The organism is candidate division WOR-3 bacterium, from assembly GCA_039802205.1.
Taxonomy (GTDB): domain Bacteria; phylum Hydrothermota; class Tepidihabitantia; order SM23-42; family JAOAFX01; genus JAOAFX01.
Genome location: JBDRWD010000068.1, coordinates 1 through 14,453, shown reverse-complemented (window position 1 = coordinate 14,453; position 14,453 = coordinate 1). Strand labels below are relative to the sequence as shown.

General features: G+C 41.5%; 11 protein-coding genes and 1 tRNA gene. 6 read left to right on the top strand and 6 right to left on the bottom strand.

All coding sequences use genetic code 11. From position 1 onward, the window contains the following. Positions 1–165: 165 nt before the first annotated feature. The 4 genes from ABIL39_11040 to ABIL39_11025 all read left to right on the top strand — a co-directional run bounded on the left by ABIL39_11040 (position 166) and on the right by ABIL39_11025 (position 3,364). Positions 166–237, top strand: a tRNA-Gly gene (locus ABIL39_11040). Between the two features lie 54 nt (positions 238–291). After that, a complete protein-coding gene (locus tag ABIL39_11035) occupies positions 292–1,041 on the top strand; it encodes a tetratricopeptide repeat protein (GenBank protein MEO0166658.1) in 750 nt (249 codons plus the stop codon). Further along, positions 1,038–2,288, top strand: a complete 1,251-nt coding sequence (locus tag ABIL39_11030; protein ID MEO0166657.1) for an LptF/LptG family permease — start codon at positions 1,038–1,040, stop codon at positions 2,286–2,288. The genes ABIL39_11035 and ABIL39_11030 overlap by 4 nt, the downstream gene beginning before the upstream one ends. Next, entirely contained in the window at positions 2,285–3,364 is a 1,080-nt protein-coding gene (locus ABIL39_11025; protein MEO0166656.1) for an LptF/LptG family permease, read from the top strand. Before ABIL39_11030 ends, ABIL39_11025 begins: the two co-directional genes overlap by 4 nt. On the opposite strand, the gene ABIL39_11020 is transcribed toward ABIL39_11025, so the two are convergent. The 5 genes from ABIL39_11020 to hypE form a co-directional block, all read right to left on the bottom strand. Continuing rightward, positions 3,341–4,804 (bottom strand): NFACT RNA binding domain-containing protein, encoded by a 1,464-nt coding sequence (locus ABIL39_11020; protein ID MEO0166655.1) that lies wholly within the window; start codon positions 4,802–4,804, stop codon positions 3,341–3,343. The two genes, ABIL39_11025 and ABIL39_11020, sit on opposite strands and share 24 nt — an antisense overlap. A 100-nt stretch (positions 4,805–4,904) precedes the next feature. After that, the gene (locus ABIL39_11015; protein MEO0166654.1) at positions 4,905–7,538 is read right to left on the bottom strand and encodes a hypothetical protein; all 2,634 of its coding nucleotides are present in this window, start codon (positions 7,536–7,538) and stop codon (positions 4,905–4,907) included. Positions 7,539–7,643: 105 nt separating this feature from the next. Continuing rightward, positions 7,644–8,951, bottom strand: a complete 1,308-nt coding sequence (gene rlmD / locus ABIL39_11010; GenBank protein MEO0166653.1) for a 23S rRNA (uracil(1939)-C(5))-methyltransferase RlmD — start codon at positions 8,949–8,951, stop codon at positions 7,644–7,646. Between the two features lie 150 nt (positions 8,952–9,101). After that, on the bottom strand, positions 9,102–10,106 hold the full coding sequence (gene ychF / locus ABIL39_11005) for a redox-regulated ATPase YchF (protein ID MEO0166652.1): 1,005 nt from the start codon (positions 10,104–10,106) through the stop codon (positions 9,102–9,104). A gap of 4 nt (positions 10,107–10,110) precedes the next feature. Then, positions 10,111–11,112, bottom strand: coding sequence for a hydrogenase expression/formation protein HypE (hypE, locus tag ABIL39_11000; GenBank protein ID MEO0166651.1), 1,002 nt, complete (start codon positions 11,110–11,112; stop codon positions 10,111–10,113). Between the two features lie 249 nt (positions 11,113–11,361). On the opposite strand from hypE, the gene ABIL39_10995 reads away from it, so the two are divergent. Further along, on the top strand, positions 11,362–12,507 hold the full coding sequence (locus tag ABIL39_10995) for an acyl-CoA dehydrogenase family protein (protein ID MEO0166650.1): 1,146 nt from the start codon (positions 11,362–11,364) through the stop codon (positions 12,505–12,507). Positions 12,508–12,509: 2 nt separating this feature from the next. Continuing rightward, positions 12,510–13,598, top strand: coding sequence for an acyl-CoA dehydrogenase family protein (locus ABIL39_10990; GenBank protein ID MEO0166649.1), 1,089 nt, complete (start codon positions 12,510–12,512; stop codon positions 13,596–13,598). 18 nt (positions 13,599–13,616) lie between these two features. Here the strand turns inward: ABIL39_10990 and ABIL39_10985 are convergent, their stop codons facing one another. Further along, positions 13,617–14,384, bottom strand: coding sequence for a class I SAM-dependent methyltransferase (locus ABIL39_10985; protein ID MEO0166648.1), 768 nt, complete (start codon positions 14,382–14,384; stop codon positions 13,617–13,619). Between the last annotated feature and the right edge of the window lie 69 nt (positions 14,385–14,453).

The following is a 14,453-nucleotide window of genomic DNA, read 5'->3' as shown; positions in this document are numbered from 1 at the left end:
TTTATCCAAATACCCGTGGCTTTTTTGTTTCAAAAAGTTATGCCCAACCGAAGATTAAAAGTGAGGAGTACTCAGTCCTTGACAGTATGGGCAATTGTGGATATAATATTAAAATTATGAAATGTTGTTTTAAATGCTTTCTTTCCGATGCGGTTTATTATCCATGCGGGTGTAGCTCAGCGGTGGAGCATCGGCTTCCCAAGCCGAGGGTCGCGGGTTCAAATCCCGTCGCCCGCTCCTATTCTTTTTTTGGATTTCACCTCTTATAAACTAACCAATTTCTTATAAAAAATGAGATGGCTAATCCTCGTGCTGTTTACAACCACCACCTGCGGTATATTTTCAAAACCCAATCTCTACCAGCAGGGTGTGCGCAGTTATGAACAAAAAGATTATGAGAAGGCAATTAAGTATTTTACAAGCCATTATCAAAAATCACCTTCTGGGGATTCCACACTTTTTTTTCTCTATAACTGTTATCTAAAAACAGGAAACTACCCTTCCGCCATCAAAATTCTTGAGAAACTTGCACGCCGAAAGAATCCCCATCCGGCTATCTATCTCAATCTTTATCAATACTATCGGCACCAGCGCCTATATTATAAAATCCCCGAGATGCTTTCGAGGGCTCCTAAGTCAGCCCTGCAAAAAATTGATAGGGAAGTACCACTCACTCGAAGATGTATTGCCGAATTACTCACCGGCATTTGCACCGCGCAAAAGATAGATGACCCAATAGGCTTTGCGATAAAAAAAGGATTTATAAAACCGAGCGCCGATGGCAAATTATATGAAAATGACACAATAAAAATTTATCAATTAATACTTTATCTGGATAGTTTTTTACCGCCTGTGAAGCCCGAAAAACTTCTGCACGTAAAGAATATCAGACCCGATTCCTATCTTTATTATCCCTATTCCCGTTTGGTTTCGTTCGGCATTTTAGAACCTGATGCAGAAATCGATCCCCAGGCCTATGGCACATTGAGTTTTCTCCAGCGGGCTTTGATTAATCTTAAGAACCTGGGATATTTAAAATGAAACACCTGATTGAACGCTATTTCATAAAAGAATTCATCCCCCCATTTTTTTTCTCCATTTTTGCCCTTACTTTCATTTTGCTGATGGACCAACTCTTTCGCCTGATTGACTTATTTGTGCGTAAGGGTTTGCCGGGGAATATTGTGGTGCAGGTGCTTATTTATCACTTGCCCCTTATCGTCTCTTATACTACCCCTATGGCATTATTGATTGCCATCGTGATGAGTTTCGGCCGCTTGAGCCATGATAATGAAATACTCGCTTTAAAGACCAGCGGAGTTTCTTTTCTGAAGATTTTAAAAACCCCTGCATTCCTCGTGGTGATTATAATGATATTTTTAATTTTTTTCAATCACTACCTTTTGCCCGAGGCAAATCATCGGGCGCGCAATATCATGTATGATGTGGCACGCAAAAGACCAGCAGTGAGATTACCCGACGGTATCTTCAGCAATGAGTTCCCCGGTTATACAATTTATATCGGAAAAAAGATTGAAAAAACCGGCGAGATTTTCAATGTAACAATTTATGATTTGAGAAATAATATGATAATCACCGCACCTAATGGTAATTTGTATTCGCTCAGCGATGAAGATATCATGCAATTTGTGTTATATAATGGTGAAATTCATCAATTGCTTGAGGCTACTAAATATCAGAAGACCAAATTTGAAAAACAGGTTATCAATATTCCCCAGAACACAGATTTCGTCCGGAGAGAGCGTAAGGCACGGAGTGACGATGAATTAAATCTTACTCAGCTGATAAAAAATTTAAAATCAATCGATGCAGAGATTGAAAAGATTAAAAAAGAAATCCATGAAACGGGTATTACAGCAGTAGATAAATATACCCAAGGTGCGATCGAACGAACTCAGGTGTTCCGATTCCAAATTGAACAAAAACTTTCCATAATGAGTAGTAAATTGCGCAACCGTGCGCGCTATCTGATCGAACTGAATAAAAAATTTTCCCTGACTTTGGCATGTCTGGTCTTTTTGATAATGGGTGCACCTCTTGGTTATCTTTTCCGGAAAGGAGGTATTGCGGGACTGTTGCTGGGTATCTTACTTTTCTCGGGTTATTATATTTTGTTTTTGACCGGTGAAGAATTTGCCGACCGAAGAAATTTTTCGCCCTTCTGGGCAATGTGGTTGCCTAATATAATTTTGCTTATTCCCGGCCTGATCATGCTTTATCTCGCCGAATATGATCACGGGATATTCTTTAAAAGAAAGCACCGATGAAAAAAGTATATAAATATGTCTTAAGCAACTTCCTGCGCTATCTCTTTTTGGCGCTTTTGGTTCTAATTTTTATCTACATCATCATCAACCTTTTCGATAATCTCGGTCGGTATCTATCAAGAAATATTCCTTTCCGTGATATATTGATCTATTATCTTTATCTCATTCCTTCCTATACAGTGCTTTTAATCCCGGTGGCAACAATAATCGGGGTATTTTTTATCTTTGGTTATATGACAAAATACCGCGAAATAATCGCCCTTAAGGCCCAGGGATTGGATATCAATAAACTTTTTATGGTGATCCTTATCACCGGTATTCTCATCTCCCTCTTCACTTTTCTTTTTCAGGAAACGGTGATGGTCTGGGCCCAAGGACGCCTGACCCGACATAAAACTTTGAAGATCGATAAACGCCCGCTTCCCCAAGAGGTGCGGCGTCATAACTTCTTTTATTACGGTGAAAATAACTGGATTTACTATATAAAGGATTTCAATCCTAAAGATTCTACTCTTAAGAATGTCACGCTCTGGCAATTGGATCCCCAAAGGAGGATTGTCAAACGGATCGATGCCCAGCAAGGGAAATTCATCAATTTCTGGCAATTTAATGATGCTACTGTCCGGGAGTTTGATTCGCTGGACAACGAACGGATAACACATCATCCGGTATTAGTGGTGCCAGAGTTAAAGGAAAAGCCCAACGATTTTTTGCGCCAGCCGAAACCAGTGGAAGAGATGAATTTCATTGAGTTAATAAATTTTGTAGAAAGGAGAATGCGCGCGGGTGAAGATGTCGCCAAAGAAAATGTGGAATTGAATTATCGTTTCTCATTTCCGTTCATCACCCTGATCTTATTATTGATCTGTCTGCCAATCTCTGTGGTCTTACGCCGGGGCGGGGTGGCAATTGGTTTGGGTATAAGTATCATCCTGGCTTTCGTTTATTGGGGATTTATCCAGTCTTGTCGTGCCTATGGTTATGCTGGCCTGATGAATCCATTACTTGCTGCCTGGCTCCCCAACATCGTTTTCATCGCCCTGGGCATCGGCTTATTCATGGGCATGCGCCGGTAAACCCGGGTCTACAAATATCACCTCCTCGCGCATCAGAATTACTGTTCCTGGTTTTCCTTTTTTGCTTTTCTTTAGGTATTTCCGCTGGGTATAAGAGACTGGAACATTCTTTTGATTTTTCGCCTTACTGAAGTAAGCCGCGATTGCCGCGGCCTGGATGATATCCTCTTTTTTCACCCCTTGCCCTTTTTGGAGCACAGGTCGCAATAGTGTATGGGCACCTTCATACCCCCGCACATGAAAAAAATAATCGTCGGGACGAGCAAATTTGAAGGTCAATTCCATATTGGATTGGGCATTTTTGCCAACCAATACCTGGGAACCGGAATTTAGAATAAATTGACGGAAAGGCAACGGTTTCTCTTTTGCCTCCTCCCGTGCTTGTTTAGAAATCGTTTTGGGTGCTGGAGTACTGGTTTTCAATGCTTCGAGCTCTTGCTGCAATTTCTTTATTCGCTCCTGAAGCTTCGGTATCCCCTTTTTTAATCTCTTATATTCTTTAAAATAAGACTGGGCATTCTCCTGAGGTGTCTTTTGGGGATCAAGTTTGATGTCCATTTCCTGCTGGGTGTACGGATTAAAGAGATTTACCCTCTCTATACCCTTTTTTATTTGCTGAATATTGGCCAGAATCAGTTCCCCTGCGATCCGGTAGTTTTCAATCGTCGTGGGGTCTTTTATCTCTTGTTGCAACTTATCTATGGTCTTTTTTAATCGCTCCATTTTTTTCTGTTGCTCCTGTTCGAAGATCTTTTTTAATCGTTCTTCAAGATACAGATTTATTCCGTCCTTCAGGAGCATATTCCAAGAAGAATATTCCCGGATAAAGGCAGTTGCAAAAAGGCTTATTTGAAGGGGCATGATGGAGATGAGTTTTATTTGGTAAGGTCGGCCATTTATGATCTCTTTTAATAATATCAAACTCTCCCCATCGAGTTCCCGGGCTAAGGCTTTGTCAATCCCTTCAAAATTTTTTATGAGTGATTCTTTATTTCTAAGGTCTTCAGGGGTTAATTCCTGAGGGGAGCGTTTTGGTATCTTTTCAATATACCGGGGAAACAAATCCCGCCGGCTTTGTCCCTGGAAGAGAGAAAAATTCGGTCCTTCTCTATAAAAGGAGATTCTAACTTTGAATGTCAACTGCTGCCCATATTCCAATTTCTCCATACCAAATTCTACAACCGGCGCAAAACCAATTTGCTGAACAGTAATGATGCGGGCACCGGCCAAATGGTCATCAAAAAATCTTAATTTTTCAAAACGGTCTTTCTTTTTATCGACATATAATCCAAGGGCTAAGGGATATAAAGAGACAAAAAGAGATTCGGCACCCAATTCAATCTGGAGCAAGCGCTCCTGAATGGCAACGCGGTGAATGAACTTATCCTTAATCTGAGGTTCGATCTCTTTAAGGGCAAGATGCAGATATACGCCGTTCATATCCCAGTTTATCCACCAATGGCGATGGCGTCAAGCGTGCGCCTTAATCCTTGAGAAGACCTTTCTCCTAAACTTCACACCGGATTTCTGTGCGATCCTCTCAATTTAGAATCCTCTTGTCTGATTGCCCGGCGGGTGATACCTGACATCCGAAAATAATTTTTATTGCTCGATCGCGGTTGACGGCTAAGCCGATTTGTGGTAACAATTGGATAAAATTAAAACCCATTTTGGTCTCCAATCCCAATGCGACGCCGCCGCTGAGACAATCTTCGTTGTCCGGCAGAACTGCATAATCAAAAAAGCATATCCCAATGAAATCCTCAAAATATACATTGGGATTCCAAAAACCCGAGCGCAATTTGAGCAGAGGATGGGAATATTCGGCGGTAAATGTTGCTGCCTTAGGGACCTTTAAATAGTCGTAACCTCGAATTGAAATTGACACTTGATCGGGATTCTGTGGGTCGTAAAAACCATTGATCAGGAATCGAATTTCACCATTAAATAAAATCTTGTTAATGCCCATTGTGCCTTTAATACCAGTTCGGTCAATTGTGGAATAAAAATGTTGTCGTTCGTAGTACAAAGAGAGATTACCGAAGTAATTGCCGTAGGGCATTTTACCGGTGCACGAAATTTGAGGAACGATCTCCTTGCGCATAAAATTTTCCCATCCATTCAGAGCAATTCCCAAGGTAATATCGGATATCCCATAATGGAGACGGCGATAGAGTGTATGGCTAATATAAATATTAAGGCGTTTATGGAACTCGTAAAAAAGTTCCCAAACCAAAGGACTGAAGAAATAAGACTGCAGTCCCATCCGTAATATCGGATCAACCGCGCCTGGATCATATCCAATCCAGCTCCAATAAAAGTTTTCACCGGTAGCGTCGGCTCCGGCAATCACCGCGCTGTAAAGCCACTTCCGAAAAGTGGAATCGGTGGGTAGAAAGATAGGAATCCGGACTGCCGGATAGAGTGTTTGGGCAATATCAAAATAATTGCCCCGGCGGATTTGGAGATCGAGGGAGGCAAAATCCGGTGCTGGACTTGGCTCCGCTGGCTTTAATTCATATAATTCTGCCGGGTATCGGGTAATGTAAAGATCAAAGCCATTGATATCCAAACCACTAAAGATTAAAGCGCTGTCAAATAGCACAAAAGAATTAACCAATCCGGTTTCCGCATTCCGCCAAATCTTCAAAGAATCTCCTAGTTCCGCTAAATAGGGATAATGTCGTCCGTCATAGTTGGCGATAAAACCAAGAAGATCCTCATCAATAAAATCCAAACCACCTTCGCTCCAGGGTGTGCTGACAATCAGCTCCAACTTGCCCGTTACTAAATCCAGAAAGTATAAATCGGTATTTTCAAATCGTCTTTTTGCCGCCACTACAAACTTTTTCCCGTCGGTTGCAATATCATTAATTAAATATTCAATTTCGAATAGTTTTTTTCTTTTTCGAGAAGTGGCTAACCATATTTCGGAACCAAAATCGCCCTTGCGATTCTTGATATAAATGATTGTGGAATCATCTAAAATACAAAAAGTCCGGATTTCATCACTGAAGAGTCTCTCGGATCTTTTACTGTCCAGATCGATTTTTTTTAAGACCGATGTTATGCCCCATCCGTTTAAATAAATATTATTTTTGGTATGTTGGAGTTCGGCAGTGCAGAAATAAAGAATGTTTTTATGCAAGCGCATCTTGGTGGTAAGCCAACTCTCAATTGTTGCAAAAACCTTTTCTTTTTTGGTTTTTAAATCATATTCCATCAACTGGACCAATATCCGATAACGGAAACAGCCAAGTTTGATGGGTTTTTCCCGTACATAATAAATCTTGTGCTGATAACTAACCATCGTGGGAATATACCAGCCCCCGCAGGTCAATCTCGTAGCTTTATAATCTTTCTCCATCGGTTGCCCTTTTAGATAATCCCTCCATTCTGAAAAAAGGGCTGGGAATCTTTTGCCATAAACTTTGCTCGCTGCGCGGTCCACGCCCAGAAAAGGCAGGAGCGGAGTGATGGGTGCCCAGAAGTGTGAACCATATACTTGAAAGAAACGGGCAAAGCTCTCCCTTCCATATTTTTTCGCAAGAAAATCAAAAAATTCACCTCCATAAAGATAAATCTTGCCGTAAGGAAACGATAAAGGTTCATTTGTTACTTCAACCAGCGTAGGAACTTCACCCTGGGCAACCCGACGCTCAAGGTAAGAGTTAAAAAATCCATCATTTAATCGCCCTTCATAAGGTGAAATCTGCGATTCTGCGTAGACTGTGATGCCTTCAATGAGCCAACCCGGGGCATACATATTAGGTTGAAATACGGAACCAAAAGCATTAGTAAGAAGTCTGGATAATCCAGCAGTCCGCGTCATGTGTGCAATGTGCGTAAATTCATGGACCCCTACATTTCTAAACCAGTCTTCACCCCCTTCCAGATAATAATCAAAATTGGGTGGATTGGTAAAAATGTGAATATTGTAGAAAAATGGGTCCGCATAACCATTACTCAAAAGTCCCACATCCTCGAGCACCACCGGCACGCGTCTGGGGTTGTGTCCGGTGAGGCTAATGACATTGACCCGGTAATATTCCAGATTAAAGAGTGTCTGGAGCGCCTCATATTCATAGCCGGGTTTGTAAATAATGACGAGATTCTCGGTCTTCAGAACCTGCCAGTCAAGCCCGCCAACGATGAACAGAATATAAAAAAGCACCCAAGATTATAGCATAAATTAACCCAATTTCAATAAGCGGCGATGTTCTGTATTTTTGAATAAAGACACTCGGTGGTCATCTTTATCTTCAATTATTCTACTTCCTTATCTATGTAACACCACCAGTGTTTCAATATGGTAGGTCTGGGGGAACATATCAAACAAATATACTTTTTTGATTGAAAATCCCTGATTTAAAAGCAACTGGACATCCCGAGCCAGGGTGGCGGGATGACAGGAGAGATAAATAATTTTACGGAGTTTCACCTTAGCAAAATAATTGATTATCCTACTATCTACACCTTTACGGGGAGGATCCATGATTATAATATCACAATCTTTTACCTTGTTGATTCTATCTTCTGCCCGTCCCTGGATAAAGTTGATGTTAGTGACATTATTTAATACGGCATTCTTAATGCCATCGCTAACCGCAGCAGGGTTTTCCTCAATGGCGATAACCTGATTGCATAAATGAGCCAGGGATATACCGATTGCCCCGACCCCGGCATAGAGCTCCAACACAGTGCCTCCTGTAATTTCCTCTTTCATCTTTTCAATTATCATCTCAAAGACCGGGATATTTATCTGAAAAAAAGATTTGGGACCAATGTTGAAGATTTTGTCTGAGAGGTGTTCGGTGTAAAAATTTCTTCCAACGAGGGTGATATCCTCATCCCCCAGAATCCGGTTCGTCTTTTTTGCGTTTATATTTTGGGTTATCCCGACGATCTCTTTGACTTCCGCAGTGAGTCCCTTATAAATTTTTGCTGGTAAGTTCCGCTCTTTGGTAACAAAAGTGACCAACATTTCACCAGTTTTGGTTCCCCTGCGGATTATTACATGGCGCAAATTCCCCCGGTGTTCTGCTTCGTTATATATTTCAATCTTTGAATCCTTGATTCTTGTTTTCAGAATCTCCACAAGGCGATTTATCTCTATTTGATTGATATAACAGAAGTCATGATTTATTACCTGATGGGTCCCTTTTTTAAAATAGCCCATTTTAAATCCACCATTTTTTTGCACTGGTAATTGGGTTCGGTTTCGATAATACCATGGTTCATGACAGAACACCTCCAACCCATCAATTTGTATCCTACCGATATGGCGCATAGTATCAATAAGCATCGCCTTTTTCAACTCTATTTGCATCGGGTAGTCAATATGTTGCAACTGGCAGCCTCCACAAATCTTAAAGACTGAACAGCGGGGGGCAATCCTTGCGGGTGATGCTCTAATAACTTCAATAACCTTTACCACATTGTAATCCTTTTTTTCTGTGATCATTGCGGCCTTGATCTCTTCGCCGGGAATCACAAAATCCACGAAACAAACCTTGCCGTCCAGATAGCCGATACCCTGTCCACCAAGATTCATCTTCTCAATCTTCAAATCAATGATCTTGGGCATCGGTCAATTATAACTGGTGGGGCGTTGATGTCAATCATTACTCAAGTTAAAATTCTAAATCATTTTTATCAGGAAAACAGCAATCCGTCTCTTGAAGCACCAACAAAGATAAAAGAGTTGTAAAACCTCTGGGGCGGTTATCTTTATTTGTTAAACTTTAAACTTTATCAAAACAATATCCCCATCCTGAACAATATATTCCTTCCCTTCAATCTTCGTCAAACCCAACTCATGGGCGTGGGCAAAACTCTTGGCTTTCAATAAATCTTCGTATTTTAAAATCTCGGCTTTAATAAAACCTTCTTTTAAATCCGAATGAATCTTTCCCGCGGCATCCACCACCCGAGTACCGGATTTTATCAACCAAGCACGAGACTCTTCACCTTTGATAGTAAAAAATGTGATCATCGACAATTGGTCAAGACACCTTTTTAATAGTCCCTGAATTCCTTCCGGGGCTAAACCCGCTTCTTTTCGCAACTCCATCCTTTCCCCATCGCTGAAATCCTGGATATCCTCTTCGAGTTTCACCGAAATACGGTACCCAGGAAAATCAGTTTTAAATTTACCATCTTCGTCAAAATTCAAAACCACGATCTCGGGGATCACGGTGAGCAACGGAAGGTCATTTATTTTTTCTGTTGGTCTTATGCCCTTTTCAAGGTCCGCCTTTATCCGGCTCAATGTCTCAAACTCCTCCCGGGCTTCAAATTTCTTCTTTATCTTCTCCAGACGCCGTTCTACGATTTCTAAATCGGCTAAAAACAATTCGCTGCGCACAATATCATAATCCCGCGCCGGATTGATTTCAGTATCAACATGAGGAATATCGGGGTCCCTAAAACACCTTAATACATGAAGAATCAAATCTACATCCCGGATATGGGCTAAAAACTTATTACCCAGTCCTTCTCCCTTTGCAGCCCCTTTTATCAGCCCTGCAATATCTACAAAATCAATATGGGCATAGGTCTTTTTAGGAGATTTGATCGTTTCTACGATGCGATCCAGCCGTTCATCAGGGATTATCACTACTCCTACATTTCTTTCAATCGTGGTAAAGGGAAACTTTGCGACCTGCGCATCAGCACGGGTTAGGAGATTAAAAAGACTTGATTTTCCCACATTGGGTAAACCGATGATGCCGATCTTCATAAAATCAACAGATCCTCGGTAAACCTTCGGCTTCCAGCGGCAAAAGTGGCCTCATTCCGCCGATAGAAGTCTTTAACCAGACCCCGGATAAGTCCTGTGTTACCTCACCGATAATCCGTGCCTGCCGGCACAAAGGTAATCTTTTCATGAAACGCAATATTTTTTCAGCCTCTACCGATTTTACAAACGCGATGAATTTTCCCTCATTGGCTATGTATAGTGGATCAAGCCCCAGAATCTCACAGGCGCCCCGGACTTGAGATCTAATGGGAAGTTCTGTTTCATAAATAATGATGCCAAATTCAGTATCATCAATCGCCTCATTCAATACCGATACCACTCCACCCCGGGTCGGGTCACGCATAAAATGGATATCAAAACCTTGGGCAAAAATTTTATTGGTAACAAGATTCAACGGAGCACAATCGCTCTTTAAATTTCCTTGCAGATTTAGTTGGAGTCGTTCATTCATGATGGAAATTCCGTGGTCCCCGATTGGACCATTGATAATTATTCGATCCCCGGGGCAGATTAGTTCTTTACCAAGTTGCTTTCTTATCCTCCCGATTCCAGAGGTTGTAATAAACATTTTATCAGCCTTTCCTCTTTCAACCACTTTGGTATCACCACACACGATACGAACCCCGGACTTCTTCGCCGTCTGCGCTGCAGATTTCAATATTTTTTCTAATTCATCAAAACGCAGGCCTTCTTCTATAATCAATGAAAAAGAGATAAACTCTGGAATCGCACCCTTCATCGCCAGATCATTGATTGTGCCACAGATAGCTAATTTGCCAATATCTCCACCAGGAAAAAATATAGGATTTACAACATAAGAATCGGTGGTGAAAGCAATCGCGCGGTGTTTGACCATCAATTCTGCAGAGTCTTCCAGTCTCTTTAATACCGGATCGGGAAAATATTTGAGAATGGTCTCCTTAATCAAACGCTGTGTGAGTAAACCACCAGAACCGTGGCTCAGTGTTATGACATCCTTCTCCATACTTGATTATAATCATAAATTTTAATTTATCAAGCCTGACTAAGGCTTTTACATTTTGTAAAATTATTTTAAAGAAAAAATCTTGCCCGAAAACTGGATGATTGGTTATCCTTACAAATTTTGCCCATAGGTTTCGTTGTATTTAAATTTATGAAACTATGGGGAGGACTAAGCAAGGATAATTGTTGACTTTCATAAAAAATTTTATAAAATTGAACATTATTTATTTGGATTGGAAAAAGGAGGTCTATGGAATATTTTTTAAGTGCCGAAGAACAGGCATTAAAGGAAAAGGTACGGCGGATTGCCGAAGACATAATCCTGCCGGTTCGTGATGAACTGGATAAAAAGGCAGAATTTCCCCGGGAAATAATTGACCGGATGGCAAAAGAAGGGCTATTGCGGATCTTTATTCCCAAAGAATATGGAGGCACCGGAGCACGGATAATGGATATGAGCATCGCTTGTGAAGAAGTAGCAAGGGTCTGTGCAGGTGTTGCTACCGCTTATGCGGTAGGGGCTTTGGGCTCCGGTCCCATCATCTACTTCGCCTCCGAGGAACAGAAAAGGAAATATCTGCCCAAGATTGCCAGCGGCGAGCTCCTTTGTGCCTTCGGACTTACCGAAGCCCAGGCTGGTAGCGATGTAGCCAATATCCAGACCACAGCCCGAAGAGAGGGGGATTATTATATCCTTAATGGAGTGAAGCAATTCATCTCTAATGGAAGTATCGCCGATGTCTATGTCGTTTTGGCTTCCACTGACAGATCGCGGGGAGCCCGGGGAATATCGGCATTCATTGTAGAAAAAGGCATGCCTGGTTTTGAATTCGGTAAACATGAGAATAAACTGGGGATAAGGACATCAACAACTACTGAACTCGTTTTTTCCGATTGTAAAGTGCCTAAGGAAAATCTCATGGGCAAAGAGGGGATGGGATTTATTTATACAATGCGCAATTTTGACCGTGCCCGTCCCGGGGTCGGGGCTATTGGCTTGGGCATTGCCCAAGGTGCTTATGAAGCGGTCTTAAAATTTGCCGCGGAGAAAAATCTTCTCGGCAATCAATACATCCAGCGCCGCATTGCCGATATGGCCACCGAGATAGAAGCGGCGCGTGCTTTAATTTATGCTGCAGCCCGCTCCATCGATGCCGGAATAAAAAACACCACCAAACCTGCGTCCTTTGCCAAACTCTTCCCCTCTGATATCGCAATGAAAATAACCCTTGAAGCAATAGAATTGATGGGTCCTTATGGCCTGCTTCGAGAGTATAATGTAGAAAAAATGCTGCGCGATGCAAAGATCACCCAGATCTATGAAGGAACAAACCAGATTCAACGGGGTCAGATTGCCCTGGAGATCATAAAGGAAATCGGTTATAAAAAGGAGTAAAGATGGAATTGACCAAGGAAGCATTATTATTACAGAGTGAGATTAGAAAATTTGCCAATGAAGTTATTGCGGAAAAGGTCGATGAATTTGATAAACAAGGTGCCTTCCCGATGGAGAATATCAAAAAACTTGCCGAGATGGGCATCTTGGGAGCTACAATTCCTGAAACTTATGGGGGTTGTGCCCTTGATACATTATCCTTAATTGTATGCCTGGAAGAGATAAGTAAAGTCTGTCCTTCTACAGCACTGGTGTTATTGACCCACAACATACTTTTTGCCTATCCTATTGTGAAATTCGGCAACGATGAACATAAAAAGATATTACCCAATCTTGCTGGGGGTGAGCTCATCGGTGGTTTCGCAGAGGTGGCAACGAATGAATTAACGGTCTTGGCGGAGAATGACCATTTCAAAATCTCAGGCAAAAATCCAATCCTTCTCAATGGTTTGGCAAATGGTCCTTTTCTTTTATTTGTTGAATCCCAGGGTAATATAAATGCCTTTATTATCGATGAAAAAATTGCCGGTGTGGTGCGAAATAAAAAAGATAATCTTGTCGGCATGCACGCCGGAGGTATAACCGAAGTGATTTTTGACAATTCTCTTATCCCCTTCACCAATCGACTGGGGGACGGAAAATCCGGGAGTTCAATCCTCGCGGAGATAAAAAACTTTGCTCATTTGGGATTTTCGGCATTAAACTTAGGAATCGCAGAAGGTGCAATGGAAAACGCGGTCAATTATGCCAAGTCACGGATTCAATTTGGTGAGCCCATTGTCAATTTCGGCATGGTCCGGGAAATGATTGCTGAAATGAAAACTAAGATTGAAATAAGCCGGCTTCTTGTTTATGATGCGGCATCCATGCGAGATGCACAGAAAGATTTTGTTTTGCCTGCCAGTATTGCAAGATACTTCAGTAATCAGGCTGTTGCCAAGATATCTACTGATGCGATTCAAATCTATGGTGGGTACGGGTACATGAAGGATTACCCGGTGGAACGATATTTCCGTGATGCCCAAGTTTCACGGGTACTTTGTACTACAAGTATAGAACTAAAAGAAACCATTGTCTCAAAAACCATTTAGCATTTATATCGCCACTTTTTATCTCTTACGGGCGATTATTCCAATGGAAAGAACAGTGTAAAGGAAAAGTCGTTTCTTCTTTAGGCGATTTTGAAGTTCGTAAAACATCCTGGTCAGCCAATTCCAATATCTGGGATACATCGGAAGTCGAATATTGAGATGTAAAAAAATTTCTCTAATCATTTTGTAAACTATTCCAGGCCTGGACCAGTCACCATAATAATAAATTATTTCTAAGTCGTATTTACTTAATAGTCTTTCCAGAGAATCGATCGTAAACTGCCTTTCCCAGCCGGCAAACCATAATTTAAAAAGCATCAAGATATTTTTGATCAGGGTATAAATATGAAAGGTCTGGGGCACATCGATTAAGAGTAACCCACCTTTTTTTAAAATCCGATAATTTTCCTTCAAAAGGGGATTGGGGTCTCTAAAATGTTCAAGGAGTCCCTGATGGAATACCACATCAAAGGTTCCGTCTCTAAATGGGGTATGGAGGGCATCCGCCATAACCAGCTGGACAGATGGTTCTTGCCCTGTGGTTTTTAAATAACTCTGGGCAAGCTTTAAGCTCTTTTCAGAGTAGTCAAGTAAAAAAACCCGGGCACCGAGCTTTGCGAGTCTAATCCCATCTCGCCCAGTGCCAGCACCGGGTTCAAGAATTAACTTGCCTGCAGGATTGACGAATTGGATCAATTCCTGGACTATGTCCGTCACTGGGGGATAAATTGCTTCTATTTGTTTTTGGGACCAGAAACGATCCCAGAGATTGCGCGGATCTTTCACGAATAATGATTATACAGAAATTTGAACTCTGGTCAATGGATTTTTGCACTGAATCATCTCCATTTTTTT

Excerpts from the sequence above, each read along its gene's own strand:
- ABIL39_10995 (MEO0166650.1), top strand. The coding sequence starts at position 11,362 with ATGGAATATTTTTTAAGTGCCGAAGAACAGGCATTAAAGGAAAAGGTA.
- rlmD (MEO0166653.1), bottom strand. The coding sequence starts at position 8,951 with ATGCCCAAGATCATTGATTTGAAGATTGAGAAGATGAATCTTGGTGGA.
- hypE (MEO0166651.1), bottom strand. The coding sequence starts at position 11,112 with ATGGAGAAGGATGTCATAACACTGAGCCACGGTTCTGGTGGTTTACTC.
- ABIL39_11025 (MEO0166656.1), top strand. The coding sequence starts at position 2,285 with ATGAAAAAAGTATATAAATATGTCTTAAGCAACTTCCTGCGCTATCTC.
- ABIL39_11035 (MEO0166658.1), top strand. The coding sequence starts at position 292 with ATGAGATGGCTAATCCTCGTGCTGTTTACAACCACCACCTGCGGTATA.
- ABIL39_11030 (MEO0166657.1), top strand. The coding sequence starts at position 1,038 with ATGAAACACCTGATTGAACGCTATTTCATAAAAGAATTCATCCCCCCA.
- ABIL39_11020 (MEO0166655.1), bottom strand. The coding sequence starts at position 4,804 with ATGAACGGCGTATATCTGCATCTTGCCCTTAAAGAGATCGAACCTCAG.
- ABIL39_10990 (MEO0166649.1), top strand. The coding sequence starts at position 12,510 with ATGGAATTGACCAAGGAAGCATTATTATTACAGAGTGAGATTAGAAAA.
- ychF (MEO0166652.1), bottom strand. The coding sequence starts at position 10,106 with ATGAAGATCGGCATCATCGGTTTACCCAATGTGGGAAAATCAAGTCTT.